Origin of the sequence: Carboxydothermus hydrogenoformans Z-2901, assembly GCF_000012865.1 — a bacterium.
GTDB lineage: Bacteria > Bacillota > Z-2901 > Carboxydothermales > Carboxydothermaceae > Carboxydothermus > Carboxydothermus hydrogenoformans.
On record NC_007503.1, the window covers coordinates 784,440 to 808,683 of the forward strand.

Annotated in this window: 28 protein-coding genes, 1 tRNA gene and 1 riboswitch; of the genes, 26 read left to right on the forward strand and 3 right to left on the reverse strand. The window is 41.1% G+C overall.

The genetic code is table 11. The annotated features are described in order from the left end of the window. The first annotated feature begins 1 nt into the window (after position 1). Positions 2–892: an RAD55 family ATPase gene (locus CHY_RS04045; RefSeq protein ID WP_011343811.1), complete on the forward strand. Its 891-nt coding sequence runs from the start codon at positions 2–4 to the stop codon at positions 890–892. Here the strand turns inward: CHY_RS04045 and CHY_RS04050 are convergent. Next, positions 839–1,120, reverse strand: a complete 282-nt coding sequence (locus CHY_RS04050; RefSeq protein WP_041537648.1) for a hypothetical protein — start codon at positions 1,118–1,120, stop codon at positions 839–841. The genes CHY_RS04045 and CHY_RS04050 overlap by 54 nt on opposite strands. Before the next feature lie 262 nt (positions 1,121–1,382). Further along, positions 1,383–1,467, forward strand: a riboswitch (cyclic di-GMP riboswitch). A 75-nt stretch (positions 1,468–1,542) separates the two neighbouring features. On the opposite strand from CHY_RS04050, the gene CHY_RS04055 reads away from it, so the two are divergent. The 4 genes from CHY_RS04055 to CHY_RS04070 all read left to right on the forward strand — a co-directional run bounded on the left by CHY_RS04055 (position 1,543) and on the right by CHY_RS04070 (position 4,886). Further along, positions 1,543–2,358, forward strand: a complete 816-nt coding sequence (locus tag CHY_RS04055) for a methyl-accepting chemotaxis protein (protein WP_011343812.1) — start codon at positions 1,543–1,545, stop codon at positions 2,356–2,358. Positions 2,359–2,404: 46 nt separating this feature from the next. After that, on the forward strand, positions 2,405–2,593 hold the full coding sequence (gene dmpI / locus CHY_RS04060; protein ID WP_011343813.1) for a 4-oxalocrotonate tautomerase DmpI: 189 nt from the start codon (positions 2,405–2,407) through the stop codon (positions 2,591–2,593). A gap of 266 nt (positions 2,594–2,859) precedes the next feature. Continuing rightward, complete coding sequence (bioB, locus tag CHY_RS04065) at positions 2,860–3,837, forward strand: biotin synthase BioB (RefSeq protein WP_011343815.1); 978 nt, start codon at positions 2,860–2,862, stop codon at positions 3,835–3,837. 122 nt (positions 3,838–3,959) lie between these two features. Continuing rightward, complete coding sequence (locus tag CHY_RS04070; protein ID WP_011343816.1) at positions 3,960–4,886, forward strand: alpha/beta hydrolase; 927 nt, start codon at positions 3,960–3,962, stop codon at positions 4,884–4,886. 59 nt (positions 4,887–4,945) lie between these two features. Here the strand turns inward: CHY_RS04070 and CHY_RS13140 are convergent, their stop codons facing one another. Beyond that, on the reverse strand, positions 4,946–5,119 hold the full coding sequence (locus CHY_RS13140; protein ID WP_011343817.1) for a hypothetical protein: 174 nt from the start codon (positions 5,117–5,119) through the stop codon (positions 4,946–4,948). 160 nt (positions 5,120–5,279) lie between these two features. On the opposite strand from CHY_RS13140, the gene CHY_RS04080 reads away from it, so the two are divergent. From CHY_RS04080 to CHY_RS04095, 4 genes are all read left to right on the forward strand, one after another. Then, entirely contained in the window at positions 5,280–5,957 is a 678-nt protein-coding gene (locus CHY_RS04080; RefSeq protein ID WP_011343818.1) for a LexA family protein, read from the forward strand. A 221-nt stretch (positions 5,958–6,178) separates the two neighbouring features. Further along, positions 6,179–7,117: a patatin-like phospholipase family protein gene (locus CHY_RS12680; protein WP_011343820.1), complete on the forward strand. Its 939-nt coding sequence runs from the start codon at positions 6,179–6,181 to the stop codon at positions 7,115–7,117. A gap of 147 nt (positions 7,118–7,264) precedes the next feature. Next, positions 7,265–8,620: a radical SAM protein gene (locus tag CHY_RS04090; RefSeq protein WP_011343821.1), complete on the forward strand. Its 1,356-nt coding sequence runs from the start codon at positions 7,265–7,267 to the stop codon at positions 8,618–8,620. A gap of 243 nt (positions 8,621–8,863) precedes the next feature. Continuing rightward, complete coding sequence (locus CHY_RS04095) at positions 8,864–9,178, forward strand: phasin family protein (RefSeq protein WP_011343822.1); 315 nt, start codon at positions 8,864–8,866, stop codon at positions 9,176–9,178. A 62-nt stretch (positions 9,179–9,240) separates the two neighbouring features. Here the strand turns inward: CHY_RS04095 and CHY_RS04100 are convergent. Continuing rightward, positions 9,241–9,315, reverse strand: a tRNA-Val gene (locus CHY_RS04100). A gap of 110 nt (positions 9,316–9,425) precedes the next feature. On the opposite strand from CHY_RS04100, the gene CHY_RS04105 reads away from it, so the two are divergent. The 17 genes from CHY_RS04105 (at position 9,426) to CHY_RS04185 (ending at position 24,235) form a co-directional block, all read left to right on the forward strand. After that, positions 9,426–9,698: a hypothetical protein gene (locus CHY_RS04105; protein WP_011343823.1), complete on the forward strand. Its 273-nt coding sequence runs from the start codon at positions 9,426–9,428 to the stop codon at positions 9,696–9,698. Then, entirely contained in the window at positions 9,679–10,299 is a 621-nt protein-coding gene (locus CHY_RS04110; protein WP_049752071.1) for a nucleotidyl transferase AbiEii/AbiGii toxin family protein, read from the forward strand. Before CHY_RS04105 ends, CHY_RS04110 begins: the two co-directional genes overlap by 20 nt. Before the next feature lie 17 nt (positions 10,300–10,316). Continuing rightward, positions 10,317–11,285: a daunorubicin resistance protein DrrA family ABC transporter ATP-binding protein gene (locus tag CHY_RS04115; protein ID WP_011343825.1), complete on the forward strand. Its 969-nt coding sequence runs from the start codon at positions 10,317–10,319 to the stop codon at positions 11,283–11,285. After that, a complete protein-coding gene (locus tag CHY_RS04120) occupies positions 11,285–12,025 on the forward strand; it encodes an ABC transporter permease (RefSeq protein WP_011343826.1) in 741 nt (246 codons plus the stop codon). The genes CHY_RS04115 and CHY_RS04120 overlap by 1 nt, the downstream gene beginning before the upstream one ends. A gap of 73 nt (positions 12,026–12,098) precedes the next feature. Then, positions 12,099–12,467: a hypothetical protein gene (locus CHY_RS04125; protein WP_041537651.1), complete on the forward strand. Its 369-nt coding sequence runs from the start codon at positions 12,099–12,101 to the stop codon at positions 12,465–12,467. 69 nt (positions 12,468–12,536) lie between these two features. Continuing rightward, positions 12,537–13,487: a TIGR01212 family radical SAM protein gene (locus CHY_RS04130; protein ID WP_011343828.1), complete on the forward strand. Its 951-nt coding sequence runs from the start codon at positions 12,537–12,539 to the stop codon at positions 13,485–13,487. Between the two features lie 16 nt (positions 13,488–13,503). Beyond that, complete coding sequence (gene ltaE / locus CHY_RS04135) at positions 13,504–14,538, forward strand: low-specificity L-threonine aldolase (protein ID WP_011343829.1); 1,035 nt, start codon at positions 13,504–13,506, stop codon at positions 14,536–14,538. Beyond that, entirely contained in the window at positions 14,535–16,214 is a 1,680-nt protein-coding gene (locus tag CHY_RS12685; RefSeq protein WP_011343830.1) for an HD-GYP domain-containing protein, read from the forward strand. The genes ltaE and CHY_RS12685 overlap by 4 nt, the downstream gene beginning before the upstream one ends. A 76-nt stretch (positions 16,215–16,290) precedes the next feature. Next, complete coding sequence (trxB, locus tag CHY_RS04145; RefSeq protein WP_011343831.1) at positions 16,291–17,208, forward strand: thioredoxin-disulfide reductase; 918 nt, start codon at positions 16,291–16,293, stop codon at positions 17,206–17,208. A 2-nt stretch (positions 17,209–17,210) separates the two neighbouring features. Continuing rightward, positions 17,211–17,594 carry a secondary thiamine-phosphate synthase enzyme YjbQ gene (locus CHY_RS04150; protein ID WP_011343832.1) on the forward strand — a complete coding sequence of 128 codons (384 nt, stop codon included), beginning with the start codon at positions 17,211–17,213 and terminating at the stop codon, positions 17,592–17,594. Positions 17,595–17,832: 238 nt separating this feature from the next. After that, a complete protein-coding gene (locus CHY_RS04155; RefSeq protein WP_011343833.1) occupies positions 17,833–18,036 on the forward strand; it encodes a hypothetical protein in 204 nt (67 codons plus the stop codon). A gap of 65 nt (positions 18,037–18,101) precedes the next feature. Further along, on the forward strand, positions 18,102–19,442 hold the full coding sequence (locus tag CHY_RS04160; protein WP_011343834.1) for an IS200/IS605 family accessory protein TnpB-related protein: 1,341 nt from the start codon (positions 18,102–18,104) through the stop codon (positions 19,440–19,442). Between the two features lie 122 nt (positions 19,443–19,564). After that, a complete protein-coding gene (locus CHY_RS12690; protein WP_011343835.1) occupies positions 19,565–19,963 on the forward strand; it encodes a helix-turn-helix domain-containing protein in 399 nt (132 codons plus the stop codon). Positions 19,964–20,041: 78 nt separating this feature from the next. After that, a complete protein-coding gene (locus tag CHY_RS04170; protein ID WP_011343836.1) occupies positions 20,042–20,485 on the forward strand; it encodes a hypothetical protein in 444 nt (147 codons plus the stop codon). 159 nt (positions 20,486–20,644) lie between these two features. Beyond that, a complete protein-coding gene (gene sucC, locus CHY_RS04175; protein WP_011343837.1) occupies positions 20,645–21,766 on the forward strand; it encodes an ADP-forming succinate--CoA ligase subunit beta in 1,122 nt (373 codons plus the stop codon). Further along, positions 21,766–22,635 (forward strand): succinate--CoA ligase subunit alpha, encoded by an 870-nt coding sequence (gene sucD, locus CHY_RS04180; RefSeq protein ID WP_011343838.1) that lies wholly within the window; start codon positions 21,766–21,768, stop codon positions 22,633–22,635. The genes sucC and sucD overlap by 1 nt, the downstream gene beginning before the upstream one ends. A 13-nt stretch (positions 22,636–22,648) precedes the next feature. Beyond that, on the forward strand, positions 22,649–24,235 hold the full coding sequence (locus CHY_RS04185; RefSeq protein ID WP_083757264.1) for an acyl-CoA mutase large subunit family protein: 1,587 nt from the start codon (positions 22,649–22,651) through the stop codon (positions 24,233–24,235). Positions 24,236–24,244 lie beyond the last annotated feature (9 nt).

Consider the following 24,244-nt stretch of genomic DNA (forward strand, 5'->3'; position numbering starts at 1 on the left):
ATTGGAGAGATTGGTGACGGGTATAGAAAACTTTGATGAGGTTTTAGGCGGTGGTATTCCCTTGTATTCAATAAATATTATCGCTGGTAATCCCGGCAGTGGTAAAACGATTTTAGTTCAAAACATTTTATTTAACGCAGCAAGGAGAGGATTAAAGAGTTTATATTTTACCACCGTTTCCGAAAGCCAGTTTAAAATGGTAAGAAACTTGGCTGATTTTGAGTTTTTTGATAATAGCTTTTTAGGTGAACAAATTATTTACCGGGACTTAGGGCTTATCTTGAAAAAAGAGGGGCTTAATGGTGCGTTTGCTGCTGTTGATGATTTAATGAAAAAATTTAGACCGGATATTCTGGTAATTGACAGCTTTAAAGCTTTAAGAAGTCTTGTTGATAGCGAAAAAGAGTTCCGAGCCATGGTTTTTGAGTTAGCCTCTAAGTTGGCGGTTTGGGAAACCACTACTTTTTTAGTTGGAGAGTACATAGAGGAAGAGTTGAGCACTTTATCGGAGTTTGCTATTGCTGACGGCATCATCTATCTTTATGGCCAGCAGGAGCGGAAATTCCAGAAGCGGTATTTAAGAATCCTGAAGATGCGTGGAACCGGGACAATTCCCGGGGAACATATTTTTTTAATTGGTAAAGATGGAATTAAGCTTTATCCCCGAATGTTACTAAGTCAAGAAGAATTGGTTTATGATGTGGAAAAGGGTTTAGGTTTAGAAGTGCGGGATAATTTTGGTATTGAAGGGCTTGATAATCTCTTAGGTGGTGGAATTTACCGGGGAAGCTCAACTCTTTTGGCGGGAGCTACCGGTACCGGGAAAACCCTTTTTAGCTTAAAGTTTGCTTTGGAAGCGGCCCAAAGGGGAGAAAAAGAGCCTAAGTGCTGAAGCTTGGCTCTTTTTTGTTTTTAGGGCGTAATCAAGTTTTTCCGAATGTTCTTTAAGGGTAATTTTTATTTCAGCAACATCTTTTTTAAGTTCTGCACCATCTTTTCTTAATTCTTCTACCGTAGCATTGGTATTACCTACAATCCGAATCAATTCAGTCATCGTTCCCGTTAATTGATCGAACCGGGCTAAAAATACCAAATTAAACCTAAATGAACATAATCCCATAACTATTTCCCCGGAAATTTAAAATAAACTTTTCACTACGATTCTGGTTTTTCCGGAGACGAACTTAAAATCTTAAACTGGGGGACCGTACTGCACGATATCGGACGAAAGCTTTCTGGGAACAAGGATAAAAAAGAAACCCTGGTAAAATCAGGGTTTTTATTAAGTATGCCAATATTAAAAAGAATACAAATGGAAAATGTTATGTTATAATATTGCATCTCGAAAATGTCACATATTATAAATCATAACAAGATTCACCCTTTGTCAATAGCAAACCCGGCGAAAGCCGGCGACGCAAAGCTACAGGGGCTAAAGCCGTAAGGCTATGCCAGCCAGCTGCCGAAGGTGTGGATTTAGAGTTAAGCCTCCGCCTTTGGGCAGGAGGTTTTTATATTAATTTAAAGGGAGGGGATGGAGAAATGAAAATAAATAAAATCCTGGAAACTGTTTCTGATTATCAAAAATTATTTACTGAAGACGCAACGTTTATAGTTTCTGATCTGGAAAAGTATTTGTATTATCGTCCGGGGCGAATTGATTTTGGGTTTAAGCCGGGAGATAAAATAGTGGAAGGAACATTAATGGAGAGAGCGATGAAGCAAAACAAAAAAATTGTTGCCAGGGTTGAAAAAGAACAAAGCAAATTTGGATTTCCATATATTGCAACGGTAATTCCTATAACTGATGAGGAAGGCGTTGTAGGAGCAATGGCGGTAGCTTTCAGTACGGAAACCCAGGATATGGTAATTAATATGTCGGCCGATTTAGCTCGAGTCACCGGCGAAATTAGGGAGTCGGCAACGGAATTTAGTACTTCAGCTGCGGAGTTGGCAAATACAAACCAGCGAATTGCCGGTGAATCAAAGGAACTTCAAGCAGAAATTGCAGGTATTCAGGAAATTGTTAACTTAATCAATATAATTTCCGATAAAACACATATTTTAGGCTTAAATGCGGCGATTGAAGCTGCCCGAGTGGGAGACAAAGGTCGGGGCTTTGCGGTGGTAGCGGAAGAAATAAGAAAACTTGCCCAGCAAACCAAGTTTTCGGCCCAGGATATTAGAAACAAGATAAATCAAAGCTTACATAGACTCAATGAATTAGTACAGAGCATTCAAAACCTGGCAGCGATAAGTGAGGAACAAAGTGCGATGGCTCAGCAATTAACGGCAGCGATTGAAGAAATTTCAGGGGTAGCTGAGGATTTAAAGAATATTGCATTTAAGTTAAAATAAATTAAGAAGTGATTATGATTATAAAAGTTGTGAAGGAGGGAAAGGAATGCCGGTAATCCAGATTGATGCAGGGCCTATGTCCAAGGAAAAAAAAGCGGAGCTTATTAAAAATCTTACCGATGCAGCAAGTTCTACGCTGAATATTCCGCCTCAAGCTTTTATTGTAATAATTCGGGAAAATTCTTTGGACAATGTAGGTAGCGGTGGCAAACCTCTTGCGGAGATAAATAAGTAAGAAAACCGGAAAAAGTAAGATTTAGTAAGTTTATAATTGGAAAAACTTGAGAGAAACCTTGTTTTTTATAAAAATGCAAGGTTTCTCTTTTTGCTTTATTTACTAAAAAAAGGCTTTTTTCGGCATCAAGTTATTAGACCGGAAGGCCCTCAAAAAAAATTATTCTTCTGGCGAACGGAGTTTTTGTTAACTATAAAATAAAAAACGTTGACAAATGTGAAATTCAACCGGTATTATAACTATAAACCGAGAGAGGGGGTAGAGCCATGTTTAATCGGATAGTAGCCTTAACCCAAAAAGTACTGGATGGCGGACAAATTAATCAAATTGAAGCGCTGGAGCTTGCGCAGGCTGAGGGCGCAGATATTCTGATATTGGCAGCAATGGCGGCCAAGATCAGGGAAAAGTACGTGGGGGATAAGGTGGAGTTATGTTCAATCATCAGTGTAAAAACCGGTCATTGTCCTGAGGACTGTGCCTTTTGCGCTCAATCGGTCCATCATCATACAGAAATTACACCCACTGAAATGCTCGAGGAAGAAAAAATCTTGGCAAAAGCTAAGGCTATGGAAGCGGCCGGGGCCCATCGTTTTGATTTGGTAACGGCCGGTCTGGGAATGACCGAGGAGGACGAGGATTTTAAAAAAATTTTAGCTATTTATAAACGTTTGCGTCAGGAAGTAAAACTGGAATTATGCGCTTGCCTGGGGACATTAACCGAAAAAGCAGCTATGCAGCTGCGCGAAGTCGGAGTTACTCGGTATAATCATAATCTGGAAACAGCGCGAAGTTTTTTTAGCAATATCGTTACAACTCATACTTATGATGAACGGATAGAAACCATTAAAAATGTTAAAAAAGCTGGAATGGAAGTATGTTGTGGTGGTATTATCGGTATGGGAGAAACTATGGAACAGCGAATTGAGTTTGCTTTTACGCTAAAAGAATTAGATGTTGATGCCATACCGATAAACGTGCTCAATCCAATTAAAGGAACAAAACTGGAAAACCGGCCGCTTTTATCGCCCCTGGAAGTTATCAAGACTTTTGCAATTTTCCGCTTCATTTTGCCGGATAAAAATATCAGATATGCCGGTGGTCGGGAGGTAAATTTGCGGGATATGCAGGCTCTGGGGTTAATGGCGGGGTTAAACGGCATGTTAATCGGGCATTATTTAACAACTAAAGGCCGGGAAGTGGAAACAGATTTACAAATGATTAGAGATTTAGGTTTAAAAATTTAGAAGAGGGGGCCACTGGCCAAGGAAAGCGGTGGGAGATAAATGTAGCTGCGGAAAAAACGGTGGACGAAGGCTGAGCGTGAAATTTCGATGAATTTCGTTAACATGGGTTTGGAGGGTTTAAAATGGGCTCTTTTAACTTTCTCTTTAAAGCCAGTGACGGACAGGAAATTTATTGCTACCGCTGGGTTCCGGATAAAGAGCAGAAACTCCGGGCGATTGTTTACATTGCCCATGGTATGGCGGAAACCGCAGCACGGTATGAGCGATTTGCTTTGGCTTTAACCAAAGAAGGTTATCTTGTCTTTGCCCACGACCACCGGGGGCACGGGAAAACGGCGAAAAGCATTGAGGAAATAGGGTATTTGGGTCCCGATGGATTTAACCGGATGGTTCAGGACATGAAGGAACTTATTGATTTTGTTAAAAACGAAAACCGGGAACTTCCAATTATCTTATTTGGCCACAGCATGGGCTCTTTCTTGGCTCAGCGGTATATTTCCCTTTACGGGGAAAGCATAAATGGAGTGATTTTATCCGGGACTTCCTGCGATCCCGGGCCTATTGTTAATCTTGGCATCTTTTTGGCCAAAAAAGAAGTCGAAAAATACGGCCCTAAACATAGAAGCGTTCGTTTAACAAAGCTTAGCTTTGGCAACTACAATAAAAAGTTTAAACCAAACCGCACCGAGTTTGACTGGCTTTCCCGCGATGCCGAAGAAGTAGATAAATACATTAATGACCCTTACTGCGGGGGAGTATTTACCGCAAGTTTCTACTACGATTTTTTAAGAGGGTTAAAGGAAACTTTCCGCCGGGAAAACTTGGCTAAAATCCCCAAAGAGCTTCCTATTTTCATTTTTAGCGGCGATATGGACCCGGTAGGTAACATGGGTAGAGGTGTTTTAAAGTTAATAAAAACTTACGAAAAATTAGGTTTAAAAAATGTAGCATACAAGCTCTATCCTGGAGGCCGGCACGAAATGTTAAACGAAATTAATCGGGAGGAAGTGGTCGGGGATATTATAAACTGGTTAAATAAGTTGTTTTAAGTTGGAGAAAAATTGTGAAACGAGGTAAATATAGTGAATCTTTAACGAATTTTCAGGCTTTATTCTTCGAGTTCCATATGGTAAAATTTAACATCCTCGTTAGAAATATTTTTTAAGTATTCTCTTTTAATACTAAATCCAACTTTTTTGTAGCAGTTTATAGCTCTTCGATTAAAGCTTCTAACTTCAAGGGCTACCGTCTGATTTGGAAATCTTTTTTTACTGTTGTTCAAAATTACTCTCTCCTTCTTCATGGTGACATTTTCTCAAAATAATTCTAAGGGGACAATATCACAGATTAATAACAAAGGATACCTAAATTCTTGACATATTTTAAAATTGAAAATAGAATAATACTCGTAAACTATTTTGGTTTTTTGGGGGTAGCTAAGTATGATTTTGACCGAACGCCGCAAGCAATTTCTAGAGAAATTAATTGATCTATTCCAAAAAACGAATGTTCCAGTTCACTACGAAACAATAGCGAATGCACTTGGCGTCAGCAAATGGACGGCATACGACGTTTTGAAAGAATTAGAAAAACTTGGCTACCTTACCCGGGATTATACAGTAAATCCTAACGAAATGGGACGTTCCCAGGTTGTTTTTATGCCTACTATTAAAGCTATAAATTTGTTTGAAGAAAAACGTACAAAAGAAATAAATATAGATGAGTGGAATAAAATAAAGACAAAGGTACTTGAGCTGCTAAACAGTTTAAAAACTCACAGCATTAGTGATGCTGTACAAAAAATGCTGGAGGAAATTCCAAAGGTTCAGGTACGAGTAACTTTTGGGGCATATGTCATAGGGTTATTTATCGTGTATCTTAGAAAATTGGGCGGAAGAACAGAAATGCTGGTTAAAAGTTTGGTTCAAAATGCACCTACCAGTGAAATGCGCATCATAATCTTTATTGGAACTGTTCTTGGTACTATTATTCAAACGATGAATCATGAGATAGGGGTTGGGGTAACCGAGTTAGTCGGAAGGTATTTAAAGTCGCTTACCGATCTTTCTGATAAGGAAAAGGGTATGCTTGCGGATTTTCTTGTTGAAGCTTTAGCTTGAAATTGGTCACAAATTTAAGTTACGACCTTTTTATTTTACCAAGTTTTTTGGTTTTTTGGGTATATATGTAGATTATTTGTTTGGTGAGATGGGAAGTGGCGTGATGGTATACCCCTTGGTTAAATATTTTTTTAAGTATTTTTTGTGTCTTTTGGGTACACCGGTTATTATCGGGAAAGAAAATATTCCTAAAAATATGTAGAGGCAATGGAGGCGAAAATATGTGTAAAAAACAGAAGGTTAAAGTAAGGCCACGTATTGGAATAGCTCTGGGAAGCGGTGGTGCTAGAGGTTATGCCCATATAGGTGTGCTCAAGGCATTGCAGGAAGCAAATATACCAATTGATATTATAGCGGGGACCAGCATGGGGGCAGTTGTAGGTGCAGCTTATGCTGCAGGATACCGGATCGAAGAGTTGGAGGATATAGCTCTCAAAATGCGGTGGCGCTGGATACTTAACCTTTTCGATCCTACTCTACCCCGCCAGGGCATAATAGCCGGAAACAAAGTAGAAAAGTACTTTGAAATATTAACCCAGGGGAAAGAGTTTTCCCAGTTGCGGAAGCCTTTGACTGTTGTTGCTACTGATATCGTTTCTGGAGAAGAAGTTCGTATAAGTAAAGGATTGGTGGCTAAAGCCTTACGAGCCAGCATAGCTATACCCGGGGTATTTTCTCCTGTTAAGATTGATGAACGAATTTTAGTGGACGGTTCGGTAACAACTCCAGTACCTGTCCGGGCAGCTAAAGAAGCAGGTGCAGATATTGTAATAGCGATTGACGTTAGTTCAAATGTAGATCAGACTTCCACCTTGGTTCATACCTGGAAGAGGATAAAAAATATGCCTTCTCAAAAAGTGGTCCGTTATATTAAAAATTCACGCTTCGAGATTATCAATGTTCTAGATAATACTTTGGAACTGTGTGCCCGGCCTAAAGAAGTTTCTTTGAATTCTGGACTTCATGGTAAACATTATTATTTGCTTAAGCCAGAGGTAGGAAATATTAAGTGGTATGAGTTCTATCGTGCTGGTGAGTGTATTCGTGCTGGGGAAATTGCAGGGAAGAAAGTGACTGAAAAAATAAAAATTGCTCTTGATACTGGAAATTTTATTGAAGAAGGAGTAAAGGAAAGCTTTTGGGAATTAAAAGCAATCTAAAAAAATCTTTATGGCTTTTTAAGCAGAAGATATTGACTTTATGGAATTAAAAAAAGGGGGGTGAGTAACCAATATAAAAGCAAGCAAATGGTTATTTTTAGTATTTAATAAAGACAACATTAAAAAAATACTTCGGGGGTGACTAAGGTGAGCAAAAAATTTGGGACAAGTTTAGAATTTGCCAAACGGTACGTAAGTGAAAAAACCTTGCAGCAGCTGTTAAATTATCTGAGTAAAGATCCAGTTAACAATTTAGATCGGATATTTACTCTGGGAAAAATTTTAGCCAGACGAGAAGAACACAAACAAGCAATTTTGACGGTTGAGAGAAATCTTAATAACTATCCTGCAATACGCCAATTAGTTGAAAGTTTATTACGAGACACTCATCCCAATGTACGTCAGCGTTTGCTTTTTAACTTTTTTATAAACTCGATTATTTTCGGTATTCCAAAACAGTTACAATTATCCGAAACCTTAGGATTTAAAGTACCTCATACAATTTTAGTGGATCCTACAAGCAATTGTAATTTACGGTGTGAAGGTTGCTGGGCTGGTGCATATGCCAAACATGATGAATTGGAGTATGAACGTTTGGACCGTCTTTTCAATGAAGCTAAGGAGTTAGGAATTTACTGGATAGTAATGTCAGGTGGGGAACCCTTTATGTATCCTTATTTGTTTGACTTAGCGGCAAAACATAACGATATGGCTTTTATGATATATACCAATGGGACAAGAATTGATGAAAAAACTGCCGATAAAATTATAGAAGTTGGTAATATTTCACCGGCTTTTAGTCTTGAAGGTTGGGAGGAACGAACTGATCGGCGCCGGGGAACAGGAGTATTTAAAAAAGTAATAAATGCAATGGAGATGTTGCGGGAAAGGGGAGCGGTTTTTGGTATTTCTCTTACGGCAACACGAGAAAATGTAGAAGAAATAATGTCTGATGAGTTTATTGATTATATGATAGATAAAGGAGCAAAATACGGCTGGATATTCCATTACATTCCCATTGGTCGCAATCCAAACACGGATTTAATGTTAACTCCTGAGCAGCGAGCCTATTTAGCAAAGGTTGTCCCTAATATCCGTAGAAATAAACCTATATTCCTGGCCGATTTTTGGAATGATGGCGAATTTACTCAAGGTTGCATTGCTGGAGGAAAATATTATTTCCACATTACTGCAAGTGGTGCTGTAGAACCGTGTGCCTTTGTTCATATTTCTACTCATAATATTAACGAATGCAGTCTTAAAGATGTTTTAAATTCACCTTTGTTTAAAGCTTACCAAAAGAGACAACCGTTTAATAATAACCACTTAAGACCATGCCCAATTATTGACGTACCTTCTGCCCTTAGAGAGATTGTAACTGAAACCGGGGCAAAACCTACCCATCCTGGAGCTGATGATATCTTAAAAGGTGAAGTAAGCGAATACCTTGACCGGTTGTCTGAAGCCTGGGCAGAGGTTGCTGCCGAGATCAAGGAACGTTAAAAATTATTTTAGCTCGAATTGATACGCCCTGAGGTTACCCAGAAAAACGTTAGAATTACTGCAATACTTTAAAATGTTTTATGAATTCTTGATTTGCCAATATCTTATAAACCGCTGGCAAAACTCATGGGAATTTGTGTTCGGAATAATAACAATATCTTACAAACACTGGAAAGGAAGGGCTATATAAGGGATGAATACTCATTTGCAATATGAGAATATCTCTTGGGGAGCGTGCGATTTATGGATATTTTTAGAAGGAGCCTTTTGTTAGGATTGGGATTAATATCTTTAACGAAAGAAAAAACGGAAGAGTTTTTAAAGGAACTTATGGAAAGAGGCAAGATGAGTAAAGAAGAAGCTCAAAGGTTTTTGGATGAATTAATTGAAAAAGGAAAGAACCAAAAGGAGGAGTTAAAATCTGAAATAGACGAAGAACTGCGAAAAATCATAAAAGATTTAAATTTAGTAACTCGTGAAGAATTAAATCTTTTAGAAAATCGGATAAAAGAGTTAGAGAATAAAATACAAGAAATAAATCTTTTTGGGGTAGAGTAATAATAAAAGGAGCCATCCGGGCTCCTTTTAAAGTTGCCAAAGGCTAAAAGTGTTAATTTTCATGGTGGGCGCGGCAGGGTTCGAACCTGCGACCTCTTGAATGTGAGTCAAGCGCTCTCCCGCTGAGCTACGCGCCCGCATTTCGTAAATTTATTTTAGCATGGACTATTAAGAGTGTCAATTATTCCATTCTTCCAATCCCTGGAGGTGTGTGGTAAAATTAAGGAAAAGTGAGCAGGTGGTTTTGATGATTGAGACTACTATTAATGCTCAGACGAAAAATTATCTTTCGGAAGAAGAATTAGTTCGAATGCTAAAAAATATGAAGTTTAATGATGAATATGCTGTCCAGATTTTTAATTTTTTTACCGATGTGCCGCTTGAAGGCATTTATCGCTTTTTAATTAAACATAACCTTACAGAGAAACAGCTTTTAAATTACTACCGGATGTTTGTAAAAAAGTATTATCCCAATCCTGAATTTGAGGAGACTTTTGGCTATGGAATTTCCATGGGCTAAACTTTTTAAATTAGCGGTAGACTTTTTAAATGATTCCTTAATTCCTACTACTGATTGGACTTTTGGGGGAGGAAGTGCCCTATTTTATTATTTTTATCACCGGGAAAGTAAAGATGTTGATATTTTTTTAACCGATGCTCAGTATCTAACTTGGCTTACTCCAAGACTAAACAGTTTAATTGCTAAAAGCACTGAAGATTATGTGGAAAGTGCAAATTTTTTAAAATTACAACTAACTGATGGGGAAATTGATTTTATCATAGCTCCATATTTTACTGCCGACCCATATAAAAAAATTAATTTACTTGGAAAAGAAATTCAAATCGAAACCCCATGGGAAATTGTTTTAAAAAAACTTTTTTATCGGGCGCAAAGCTTAAAAGTAAGGGATATTGTTGATGTTGCCGTGGTATATAAAAATCATAGGGAAACGCTTGTTAGATATGCAAAAGGGCTTGGCAAGAAAAAAGAAATTATTGAAAAAAGGTTTCAAAATTTAATAGAAATTTATCCCAAAGAAATTGAAAATTTAAAGATTTTGGATGAAAGTTTAAAAGTTGACGCGTTAAATATTTTAAAAAAATTTCTGCGAGAAATTTAAATCCTGGAGGAATAAAAATGGCGGTTATTGAGGTAACCGGACTTACCAAGCGCTTTAAAGAGGTTGAAGCGGTGAAAGGGGTGGACCTTACCGTTAATGAAGGTGAGGTCTTTGGTTTTTTAGGACCCAATGGAGCCGGCAAAACTACTACTATTTCCATGCTTTGTACAATTTTAAAACCCGATGGGGGCCAGGGCCAGGTGGCGGGTTATGACCTGTGGCGGGAGAAGGATAAGGTCAGGCAAAATATTGGGTTAGTTTTTCAGGACCCAACGCTGGACCGGAATTTAACGGCCTACGAAAACCTATGGTTTCATGCTTTAATCTATGGCATTCCCGCCCGGGAACGCCGGGAGCGGATTGAGATGGTTCTTAAGATGGTGGAGCTTTATGAACGAAAGGACAGTCTGGTACAGACTTTTTCCGGCGGCATGAAGCGAAGACTGGAAATCGCCCGGGGGCTTTTACACCATCCGAAAATTCTTTTTTTAGATGAACCGACGGTTGGTCTTGACCCGCAAACTAGGGCCCACATTTGGGATTATATCCATAAAATTCGCAAAGAAAAAGGGATTACTATCTTTCTTACTACCCACTACATGGATGAGGCGGAAAACTGCGACCGGATTGCGGTAATCGATCAGGGTAAGATTATTGCCTTAGATACCCCGGACAATTTAAAGCAAATGGTTGGAAATAATATCGTCTACATAAACTCTCCGGAAGCAGCGGGAATTGTTACTTTTATTAAAGAAAAGTTTAATTTAGAAGCCAAGCTCGTAAAAAATCAGGTAGTGGTGGAAGTAAAAGAAGCGGAAACCTTTATCCCGGCCCTTTTGCGGGAACTTTCTTTTCCGGTGACTTCGGTGTCCATCAAAAAGCCAACCCTTGATGATGTGTTTTTAAAACTTACCGGACGGGAAATACGGGATGAAGTAGGGGAAAACCATAGAACACCTAAATTTAGGCGCAGGAGGTGGCGGTGATGGCGGCTCTCTGGGCGATTTTTTACCGGGAGTTAATTCGCTACTGGCGAGAAAAAATCAGGATAATAACTTCGTTAGTTCAGCCGGCCATCTGGCTTTTTGTCATGGGCGGTGGAATGGGAGCAGCTTTTACCGGACCCGGTGGAGTTAACTACCGTACTTTTATTTTTCCAGGAATTGTGGGTATGACCGTATTGTTTTCGGCGGTATTTTCGTCAATTTCCATTGTTTGGGACCGGGAGTTCGGGTTTTTAAAAGAAGTGTTGGTCTCCCCGGCTTCCCGCGAAAGTATTGTTTTGGGGAAAGCCCTGGGGGGAGCTACCACTGCGGTTATTCAGGGGATGATTATTTTAATTTTTGCTCCGGCAGTTGGAATCAATCTTTCTTTTTCCATGGTGGTAAAAGCTTTTGTTACCATGTATTTTATTGCCCTTACCATGGCGGCTTTTGGAATTGTGATTGCTGCCCGGATGCAGTCGATGCAGGGGTTTCAATTTGTCACGAACTTTATTGTAATGCCATTATTTTTCTTAAGTGGAGCTATCTACCCTTTAAAAGGAATTCCCGGTTGGTTGGCTACTTTGGCTGCGATTGACCCTCTGGCTTACGGGATTGATCTTTTAAAGCACGTATTTCTGCCCTACCATGAATATAGCTTAGCTACCGATATTACGGTGATGGCTGGATTTTGTTTATTGTTTTTATTTTTGGGGGTACTTCTTTTTAAAAAAGATGGATAAAATTTAAAATCCGGCAGGAAAAAATTATATTTTGTTGAATATACTAAATAGTTTGAAACCGGAGGGATTTAGTTTGGACGAGCATACCGGGGTCATGATAGAGGAGTTTAAGAGGTTAGTCCAGTTAGTTGCCGAGGGTGTGGCCGATAACAGCCGGCAAATTGCCGATTTATCCTTAGAAGTCCGGCAGGGCCTTACCGCTATTACCGAGCTGAAATTCCGGGACGAACTGGCGTTTAACCGCATTGATGAAATCAGCCGCCAGCTTACTTCTGGTTTACAATACATGGAAAGCATTCAGCAGCAGTTAATTGAAGTGAAAGCCAACCAGGAGCGGGTGCTCCTGGTAACCAGGCAGTTGGAAGAAAGCCTTGCCAAGATCGACAAAAAACTTGTGGAGTATGACAACCGCTTAAAACTTTTAGAATTAAAAGCTTTTTAACCCCCAATATTTCGGGGGTTTTATTTTTTCGGCAAATTTTGTTAAGATAAAAGAAAAAAGGTGACGAAAATGGAAAGGTATTATTCCTATACAAGGTATTTAAAGGAGAAATTTGGCGGCAAAGTATATAAAATTCCCGTGAATCTTCCCCATACCTGCCCAAACCGCGATGGTACGGTGGGAACCGGTGGCTGTATTTTTTGCGAAGACTCGCCCGGGGGATTTGTTTGTCTGCCCGATACCCGGGCCATATCTCAGAAAGTAGAGGAGTTAAAAAAGTATTTTCAAGATAAATTTAAAGCGCAAAAATTTATCGTTTATTTTCAGGCCTATACCAATACCTATCATCCGCTTGCGGTTTTCCGGGATTATATTTTAGCAGCGGTGGATAACACCGATATTGTTGGCCTCTCCGTTTCCACCCGACCCGATGCGGTAAACGATAAATACCTGGAGGTGCTGGCGGAGGTAAAAAATAAAAAAAATATAGAAGTAGATGTGGAACTTGGTTTGCAGACGGTTAATTATAAAAACTTAATAGCGATAAACCGGGGCCATACCTTGGCCGAATTTATCGATGCGGTCTTGCGCATAAAAAAGTTTGGCTTAAATGTTACGACCCACTTAATTTTAAACCTGCCCGGGGAAACGTTAGTTGATGTCATTGAAAATGCCAAAATTATGTCAGCATTAAAGATAGATTTTGTAAAGCTCCATACCCTGTTTATTCCAGAAAAAACGGTTTTAGGGGATATGTACCGGGAGGGGAAAATTGAGATTATACCCTTGGAGGAATATGTCCAGTGGGTGGTAACCTTTTTGGAGTATTTAAGTCCGGAAGTGGTGGTGCAGCGGTTAATTGGAAAGGGTCCCGATGAAGGGATTCTCTTTTCCAACTGGGGCGTCAGCTGGTGGAAAATTAAACATTTAATTGAGGAAGAGCTGGAAAAAAGGGATACCCGACAGGGGGCAAAATGCGATTATTTAAACGGGAAGGCAGTACAAAAGTTTTTAAGCTAAGTTAGGGGGGCTTTTGGTGAAATTTATTGATCTTCGCAGTGATACGGTAACAACTCCTACTCCAAAGATGCGTGAGGCCATGTTTTCTGCCGAGGTAGGGGATGATGTTTACGGCGATGACCCTACGGTGCGGGAATTAGAAGAACTTGCTGCTCAACGAATTGGCAAGGAAGCGGCCCTTTTTGTTCCCAGTGGGACCATGGGGAATCAACTGGCTCTTATGACCCATACCCAGCGGGGGGACGAAGTGATTCTGGGGGAAGATTGCCATATTTTTAAATATGAAGTTGGGGCACCGGCAGTATTATCCGGGGTGCAGCTCCGGGGACTTAAGACAAATGGTGGCATGATGGATTTAGAGGAAGTAAAAGCTGCGATACGACCCAACGATATTCACATGCCGAGGACTTCCCTTATTTGCCTGGAGAATGCTTACAGTAGCGGAGAAGTAGTGCCCCTTCACTACCTGGAAAAAATCCGGGAAATTGCTGAAAGCCACGGTCTTAAAATCCACCTGGACGGGGCAAGAATTTTTAATGCCGCTATTTACCTGGGGGTTGATGCCCGGGAAATTGCCAGGTATGCCGATTCGGTCATGTTTTGTCTCTCCAAAGGTTTATCGGCTCCGGTAGGGTCAATTCTCGCCGGAAGTAGAGAGTTTGTGGAAAAAGCCAGGAAATACCGGAAATTATTAGGTGGAGGCATGCGGCAGGCGGGAATTTTAGCGGCAGCGGGAATGGTAGCTTTGAAAGAAATGGTGGATAGGCTTTGTGAAGACCACGAAAATGCATTATATCTTGCCCAAAAGTTAATTAACCTTGGCTTTGAAGTGGATTTAAAAAAGGTGCAGATTAACATGGTGTGGGCCAGGGCTAAATCGCATCTTAATATAGAAGATTTACCAGAAAAGCTTTTAGCAGAAGGAATAAAAATAAATCCTCCCATTAATGGGCTGTTTCGTTTCGTAACCCATAAAGATGTTACGAAAGGTGATATTGATAAATTTGTCGAAATTTTAGCTAAAACTATGCAGGTAGGGGAACAGGTATGAATTTCAAATGGATAATTGAGAGTTACGGGGAATATTTAGAGCGGATAAGCCACAAGTTTCAGGATATATTAACCGAACAAAATGGCGCCTTTATTTTGCTGGTTGAGGTTAGTGAAAGTAACAGATATGTATGCCGATTTTGTGAGTTTGCTGGAAATGTGCCCTATGATTTAAAAAGGGAAATTAATGAAAAAGTTAATGGCAGTTTAATTCCGGGAAATCTCGATTGGCTTAAAACATTAACCGAACCCCGGGTGTTAAACAAGGACCAGGTACAAAGCTATTTTCCCGAATTAAATCAAGTTGAAGTAATGCAGATTATACCTATTTATGTGGATAAAAACAGTAAAAATATAATGATTATTGGTTACTTTCAAGATTTGACTCCCTCAAGTATCTCTTTTAATGTTAATGAACTTCAAAACTACCTTTATATTGAACAATTTTACAATCTAATTTTTGAAATAATAATAATGTTTAACAGAGTTATTGAAGAAAAAGAACCGCTGATCCGTGGGCATATGGAGCGAGTGGTGGAGTATGCTGACCTCATTGCCGGGGAAATCGGGCGTGAGGAAACCCAGCGCTTGATTTTACAAATAGCGGGAGCCGTGCATGATGTTGGAAAAATCATGGTACCGGATTTTATTTTACAGCACATCGGTAAGTACACCGAGGAAATGAGACAAAAGATGCAAAAACATTCGGAATTCGGTTATGAACTTTTAAAAAATCTACCGATGTTTAATGAGGTGGCCGAAGTTATTTTATACCATCATGAGCATTATGACGGCCAGGGGTATCCCAAAGGACTCAAAGGAAATGAAATTCCCCTTTATTCCCGGATATTGGCCATTGCCGACAGTTTTGATGCTATGGTCAGTGAGCGGGTTTACAAGGTATCAATGGGTTATGATGAAGCATTAGAAGAACTGGTTAATAATAAAGGTAAGCAGTTTGATCCCGAATTAGTAGAAGCTTTTATTGCGGGATTTAGAAAAACCCGCCTCTTAAATCCTCTAAAATACAAAGTTCCGGATTTGCCCAAGCTCTTTTGCAGAGTTACTTTAGCGGTTGGCAATCAGTACTTTGACGGAAGGGTTTCTTATAGACTTGAAAACTCCCAAAAAGTGTTTATTAAGCTTTATCAAACTCTTTCATTTGATATGAAAGAAGCTTACGAAAAACCGCTGACCTTGTATTTTCAGGATAAGGGGATGTCGGCCTATGTTCGTGGCCATATGCAGTTTTATAATGTGTACAACCAGACGTTAATTTTCGAGGTTAAGGAAAATCCCGGATTTGTGGTACCGGAACAGTTTGTATCGCTGCCCATTTCCCGGGGTGGACTTCTGGTAAGCGGCAGCAATAATATACCTATATTAATAGTTGAGCTTGGTGGTAACGGGTTAAGATTTGTGGTTAATAAAGCAAAGTTAAAAGAAGTAGGCCTTGTATTAAAAGAAAATACCAGGGTAACAATACTTTTTGGATTAAAAGTTGAGGAGGAAGAGCAGTATTTTGGATTTAAGGGAACGATTATCGAAACTCCTAAAACATCATTAAACGAGTCTTACCTTGTGAAATTCGAAGATGTGGATGAAAAACATCGAGATAGACTTATAAGTACCCTCTTAAAATACCAGATAAGTTTACGCCGGCGTGGTTTGCTGTAATAAGTATTGACGAAAAAATAAAATAGTATTAATTTATTTTTTGTAAATAAAAACTTACCTGAAGGAGCGTGAAAAGATGGAAACGAGAGAGTTAGTGATAATTGGCGGAGGCCCTGCGGGGCTGGCTGCGGCAATATACGGAGCCAGAGCGGCTTTAAATCCGCTTGTTTTGGAACGGGGTGTACCCGGCGGACAGGCTGCTACTACCGAATGGATTGAAAATTATCCGGGATTTGAGGACGGGATTGGCGGTTTTGAGCTGATGGTTCATATGCAAAGGCAGGCGGAAAAGTTTGGGGCTGAGTTCAAAAATGCCGATGTAACGGGGATTAAAAAAGAAAACGGAGTTTTTATCTTAAATACTTCAACCGGTGAAATTGCAGCGAAAACGGTAATTATAGCTACCGGAGCGGAACCAAAAGAATTGGGCGTTCCGGGTGAACGGGAATTCAGGGGAAGGGGCGTTTCCTACTGTGCTACCTGTGACGGCAATTTCTTTAGAGGAAAGACCGTGGCGGTAGTAGGGGGCGGTGATTCTGCCTTAGAAGAAGCGATTTACCTTACGAAATTAGTGGAAAAAGTTTATCTCATCCACCGGCGGGATGGATTTAGAGCGGCGAAGGTTATTCAGGAGCGGGCTAAAGCTAATCCCAAGATTGAGTTTGTTTTAAACACGGTGGTGGAGGAAATCGCCGGAGAGCGAAAGGTTGAAAAAGTGATAGTGAAAAATGTCCAGACCGGGGAAAAGTCCGAGATTCTCGTTGACGGTGTGTTTATTTATGTGGGTCTAAAACCGAACACCGCTTTTTTGGAAGGCTTTTTGGAGCTGGAAAACGGCTATATAAAAACCGATGAAAATATGGCTACCGCTATTCCCGGGTTATTTGCAGCGGGTGACGTGCGGCTAAAAGACCTGCGTCAGGTAGTTACCGCTGTTGCTGATGGAGCTCAGGCTGCGGTAGCGGCGGAAAAGTATCTGGAGGGAAATAAATAGCCGTGGAAGTAATAAAAGTTAGCAGCTCAAGAAAAATTGAGCTAATTGATATCACAGCCAGAGTAGCTGAGAAAGTTTGTAATTTTCCCGAAGCAAAGGCCCTAATGCTTTTTGTTCCTCACACTACCGCCGGGATTTTAATTAATGAAAATGCCGATCCCGATGTCAAAAGGGACTTAGAAATGTATTTTGCGAAAGTTGTTCCTGAACTTCCCTTTCGGCACTTCGAGGGAAACTCCCCGGCTCACATCCTGTCTTCTTTAGTGGGGGTATCGTTGTATGTGCCAATCAATCAGGGAAAGCTTGGTCTTGGAACCTGGCAGGGGATTTACTTTGCGGAATTTGATGGCCCCCGGGAGCGCAAGGTTTACTTAACTCCAGTTTAAAATTTTAAATAAAAAAGCCGCAAAACCCATGAAGGTTTTGCGGCTTTTAAAATATATATAGAGAAAAGGGAGAGGAGATTAGGCTTCGATATAAGTATAACCAAAAACCCCTGAGGATAAACAGTAAAAGTCGGTGAATGGTAAAAAATTAAGTGTAAACGGTAATTAGAAAGATTTAACTGAACAGTATTTACTTTTCAATCGAACATATGTACTATAAAGTAAGGGGGGGATTTTAGTGGAGTTTTTGGCGATAGACCCGGAGCAAAAAGCCATTAAATTATTTCCGGAGGTGAACGTTTTCTGTGGTCCGTATTTTCTTGGTTTAAAACGGGCGTATGAAAAAATTAAAGAGCAGCAGGAAGTAGTGGCACTAACTTACGGGGAGATTTACGAGATTAACCCGGAGGTAGCAACAATTAAGCCAAAAAATGCAGAATAGTGCAATAATACTTACTCAGCAATGGATGAGGTTAATTTTACGAAATTGCAAGCGTGGTGAAAGCCGTGAAGCAAGTCATAACAATACAGGCACGGTTATTTCCAAAGGCAGAGGAGAAAGAGGTATTAGATAACTTAATGCGAAAGTGGAACTCCTGCAAGAGATATGCCTATAACCGGTTGCTTGAAGGAAAAGCCCGAAAAGAACTGAAGAAAGAACTGCAAAGCCTCTTTGGATTGAATTCCAGATATGTAGACGATGCTATTTTTGAAGCTAACGAAATTTTGCAAAGTATCAGAGAACTTGGAGAAAACCCACGCAAGGTTATCTTTGGCGGGAAAGTATTGTTTTATAGACTAAAAAGGAAACATTTAAGCAGTAAGCAAAGGCAAAAGTACAAAAAAGAATGGGAAGATAAACGCAAAGGAACTCTTTTCTCTCGAGGTGATAGGTCCAAGCAAGGTAACTTAAACTTAAGAGTTATTGAAGAAAATGGCCAATTCTTTTTAAGAGTAAATGCAGGTAATAGAAAATGGCTGTTTATAGAACTTAAAAGTTCGCATAAAAAATGGAGAAAGTTTGCAAAAACAATGCTAAATTTCTGTCCTTACAGTGTTCGCCTGCAGAGAAAGAATAATAAATATTATGCTTACATTTCCTTTGAAGACGACTTACCAAATACAGCAATAGATTTCAGCAATGGAGCTATCGGGATAGACTTAAATGCTTTTCCATCCCACATAGCCTGGGCTGAAATAAAAAAAGACGGCACTCTGAAAAGCTTTGGAGAAATCCCCACACCACATCTCTGGGACGGGAGAAAAGAAAAAAGAGATTACTTTGCATGGGTATATGCCAACGAAATTGTAAAATTAGCCCTTGAGAAAAACAAAGGCATCGTAGTAGAAAAGTTAGCGATAAAAGACAAAGGCTACCGGGGAGATTACAAGGGAAGAAAATCCAGAAGGGTAAAGCACGGTTTTAGCTATAGAAAGCTTATTGCCAGAATAAAGACCCTTGCCCAGAGGTACGGTGTAGCCATAAGAGAAGTAAGTCCAGCTTATACAAGCGTGATAGGAATGCTAAAGTATGCACCACAATTCAACCTAACAAAAGATACAGCAGCAGCCTATGTGATAGCCCGAAGAGGATTGGCTTTAAGGGAGAAAATTCCCTTGAAGTATAGAGAGCTTTTGAAAAGCCTGCAAAGCAAGTCACGGTCGGTATCTTCATTAACCGAAGGAAGGAATGAAGGTACTGCGGTAAAGGGGAAAACCTTACCGTACAAACCGTGGCGAGTTTTGCGGGTAGCCCTCCTGACCGGAGCTCTCCTGGACAGGCCATTATATCGTGACCTGTCACCGCTGAAGAGGATGCTCGTAAGCGGTATGGGAGAAGGTGGCTGAAGGCCACGGCCAGTTCCTGCTTCTTGGGGCAGGGGCTATGGCTGTCCCAAATACCGCCAGTTGGGGCTGGGGCAGTCTGAAAGGCGGACAACAAATACCCCAGCCATCTAAACTTGGCAAAAATGCACAGTTTAGATGACCAGGCCAGGAAAACTTTGTCCGGCGCCAAAGTTATTATCAAATATAAGGAAGAGAAAGTTATTGTGGATGCTTTTTATGAACAGTACCAGCACTACTTTGCCGACAAAACAAAGATTACTTTAAAAAATTATTTAACCCCCACCGAATATCGCTTGCTGGTTTTCCTCTGGGAAAACCGGGGCAGAATTGTTTCTAAGGAAGTAATTATGGAAAGGGTTTTAGCGGATTTTGCCGGAGTTAGCGATGAAAGCCTCAAATGGCATTTAAAAAATCTGAGAAAGAAGCTTCGGGATTTGGGATACGAAAATATTATTCTCTGTCATAAAGGTTACGGTTATTCGTTTAATAAGGAAACCCTTTTTAATTTTGAATTTGATTAAAACTCCCTTAAATCCTCCCTTTTTGCTACACGAAAACCTCCCCCGGGCAAAAGTAAATTGCTGGGCGGAGGTGTTTTTATGTCGATAAAGTATAACGAAGTGATCGGCTTTTATCCATGTTTAAAGCCGGGAGTTGGTGAAGGAACGATGGTGGTAATGAAAGGCGGGGATGAGGTGTTTCTCCCGAAAAGTATTAAAAGCTTTCGACGAGAAATATTGTGGTATTATTTTGTGGATTTTAAAGCCTTAAGGAGTATGGCCAGAGCTTTAGGGGAGCCGGTACCTTTGGTTCTGGGGGAACGGGTGTTCGTTCCCTTAAAATTTCGCCACCGTGCTTTTGCCGGGGATTTTTGTTATGGTTATTTTTCTCTGGATGAAATTGTTTTTTGCGGTGGGAAGGGGAAAGCAGCAATTATTTTAAGTTGCGGTAAAAAATATGGTTTAGCTTGCCGGGTAAAAACAGCAACTGCTTCGTTAATAAGGGCAAAAATCTTTCGTTTGGAGATAAGTTTCAGAAAATAAGTTATTTTTTTCACCAGGCAGGAAATTAAAAAAATAAAGAGAAAAATATGAAAATTAAGAATATATATAATATTAGTAAAAAAGATTTAAATTGTATAGTGTATACAAAGTTGATTTTTTATTTTTCAACATAAATTTATTCAGCAAGGAGGGAAGGTAGTGAAACTTTTTGAATACCAGGTAAAGAAAATTATGAGGGAGTTCGGGATTTTAGTTCCCCGGGGTGAGGTTTTTTTTGATTTAGAGCAGGCCAAAAACCATCTGGAAAAAGTTGGCGAAGGAGTAATCAAAGCGCAGGTATTAACCGGTGGCAGGGGTAAAGCCGGGGGGGTAAAAATCTTTTCCAATCCGGCAGAAGGTTTTGAACTGGCGGAAGCTATCTTGAAGATGACCATTAAGGGAGAGAAAGTTCAGGCAATCTTAATTGAAGAGAAAATTCCCATTGAGCAGGAGCTTTATTTATCAATTTTTGTGGATGGACGGATTAAAAAGCCGGTAGTGATTGCTTCAAAAGCGGGTGGCGTGGACATTGAAGAAGTACCGGAAGAGGAAATTTTAAAACTTCCCGTAGACCCGTTAATTGGAGTTAGAAATTATCACGGAAACCTGGTGGCGCAAAAGCTGGGACTTACGGGAGATTTAGGAAAACAGCTTGCTACTTTGTTAATTAACTTATACCGCATTTTTGAAACTTACCAGGCGGAGCTTGTGGAGATAAATCCCCTGGTGATTTCCCGGGAAAAGCTTATCGCCGCCGATGGCAAGATGACGGTGGATGATGATGCGCGTTTTCGCTGGCCCGCGGACCTTCCCTTTAACGAAGAAAAAACCCCGTTGGAAAAAAGAGCCGAGGAAATTGGCGTATCCTTTGTCGAACTGGATGGGGATATAGCGGTGATGGCCAATGGTGCGGGAATTACCATGGCTACTTTGGACTTAATTGCCTATTTTGGCGGAAGGCCAAAGAATTTTATGGATGCCGGTGGTGGGGCTAACGCCGAGCAAATGGCCAAAGCGCTGGACCTTTTAATCTCCACCAATCCCAAGGCAATTTTAATAAATATTTTTGGCGGTATAACCCGTTGTGATGAGGTGGCAAAAGCTTACTTAACGGTGAAACAGGAGAGGGAAATAACGGTGCCGGTGGTGATTCGCCTGGTGGGAACCAATGAAGATATCGGGGTAAAAATGCTTCAGGAGGCGGGAGTGGAAAGCTTTTCTTCCCTGCGGGAAGCGGTGATTAAAGCGGTGGAGCTTGCCAAAGTTGGGGGGGATAATTAGTGGCTATCATTATTACCGAAGAAACGCGGATAGTTGTCCAGGGGATTACGGGTAATCAGGGACGGTTTCATACCGGGAAAATGCTGGAATACGGGAGCAAAGTTGTGGCCGGTGTAAGTCCCGGTAAAGGGGGGACAGAGGTTTTAGGGGTGCCGGTTTTTAATACCGTTTTAGATGCGGTAAAAAATACCGGAGCCAATACCTCGATATTGTTTATCCCTGCGCCCTTTGTTTTGGATGCTGCTCTGGAAGCAATGGAAGCGGGGATTAAAACCATTGTTATTATTAGCGAGCATGTACCCTTACACGATGCTCTGAAAATTATGCGGGTGGCAGAAGCCTACGGAGTTACCGTTGTTGGTCCAAACACTTTTGGAGTTATCTCCCCGGGAATTGCCAAAGTTGGGATTATGCCCAATACCATTTACCAGAAAGGTCCGGTTGGGATCGTGGCCCGAAGCGGTACTTTAAGCTACCAGATTGCTTATGAATTAACCAGGGCGGGTTTGGGTCAATCGACGGTCGTGGGGCTGGGGGGAGATCGAATAGTGGGACTTTCCCTGGCCGAAGTGATCTTAAGCCTTGCCCGGGATGAGGAAACCCAGGGAATTGTGGTGGTGGGTGAAATTGGCGGTACAGCGGAAGAAGAAGCGGCGGAGGTCATTCGCCACATTAATAAGCCGGTAGTGGCTTTTATTGCTGGAAAAACAGCGCCTCCGGGAAAAAGAATGGGGCATGCCGGGGCTATTATTGAGAGGGGGCGGGGCACTTACCAGAGTAAAATTGATGCCCTCTGGAATGCCGGCGCTTTAATTGCGGAAGTGCCCTGGGAAGTGCCGGTGTTAATGAAATCAGCTTTGGTTAAGTAGGAGGGTGTTGGGGATGGCTGTTGAGGAGAAAAAAGTGGTTTTAGACTCGGGGATCGAGGTCAAAACCGTTTACGGCCCCGATGATCTTGCAGGCTTTAACTATCAAGAGAAACTCGGTGAACCGGGGCAGTACCCGTATACCCGGGGCATTCAGCCCAATATGTACCGGGGAAGACTGTGGACGATGCGCCAGTATGCGGGGTTTGGTACTGCCAGGGAAACCAATGCCCGTTTTCACTACCTTTTACAACAGGGGCAGACGGGGTTATCGGTAGCCTTTGATTTACCCACCCAGATTGGCTATGATTCGGACCATGAGCTGGCCCGGGGAGAGGTTGGCAAGGTTGGTGTTGCCGTGGATTCTCTTTTGGATATGGAAGAGCTATTTTCCGGAATACCCCTTGATAAAGTTAGCACCAGCATGACCATTAATGCACCGGCGGCGGTTTTACTGGCGATGTATATTGCGTTAGCCAAAAAGCAGGGAGTGGACCCCAAAAATTTAAACGGCACCATCCAAAACGATATTTTAAAGGAGTATGTGGCCCGGGGAACGTATATTTTTCCGCCGGAACCATCTATGCGGATTATTACCGATATTTTTGCCTTTTGTAAAAAAGAAGTACCCAAGTGGAATACCATTAGTATTTCCGGCTACCATATCCGGGAAGCGGGCGCGACTGCCGTGCAGGAGTTAGCCTTTACCATCGCCAACGGAATTGCCTACGTTGAAGCGGCAATTCAAGCGGGCTTATCGGTGGATGAATTTGCCCCGCGTCTTTCCTTTTTCTTTAACGCCCATTTAAACTTTTTTGAGGAAATTTCCAAATTCCGGGCGGCCCGGCGGATTTGGGCCAAAATCATGAAGGAACGGTTTGGCGCGCAAAATCCCAAAAGCTTACTTTTGCGCTTCCACACCCAAACGGCCGGCTGCACCCTTACTGCCCAGCAGCCCAAGGTAAATCTTATCCGTGTTGCCTATCAGGCTTTAATGGCGGTGCTTGGCGGTACCCAGTCGCTGCACACCAACAGTTACGATGAAGCTTTATGTCTTCCCACCGATGAAGCGGCTCTTCTGGCCTTACGAACCCAGCAGGTGATTGCTTATGAAATTGGCGTTACCGATACCGTTGACCCCCTTGGCGGAAGTTATTATGTGGAAAGTTTAACCGATGCCATTGAAGAAAAGGTCTGGGAGTATCTAAAGAAAATCGATGAGATGGGTGGGGCGGTAGAAGCGGTGAAAAATGGTTTTATGCGCCGGGAAATTGAGAAGAGCAGTTATGAGTACCAGCGGGCGATAGAAAAGGGGGAAAAAACGGTTATAGGAGTTAATCGTTTTGTAATTGATGAGGAACCGCCAAAGGATTTATTAAGGGTTAACCCGGAAATTGAGAAGGTGCAGCGGGAAAAACTACAAAAATTAAGAGCAAATCGGGATAACGAACGGGTGGCAAAAGCCTTAAAGCGCTTAAGAGAAGTTGCCGAAAGTAAGGATAATATAGTTTACCCCATTTTAGAAGCGGTGGAGGCTTATGCGACTTTAGGTGAAATCTGCGGAGTTTTACGGGAAGTCTTTGGTGAGTACCGTCAGGAATAGGGGGGTTAC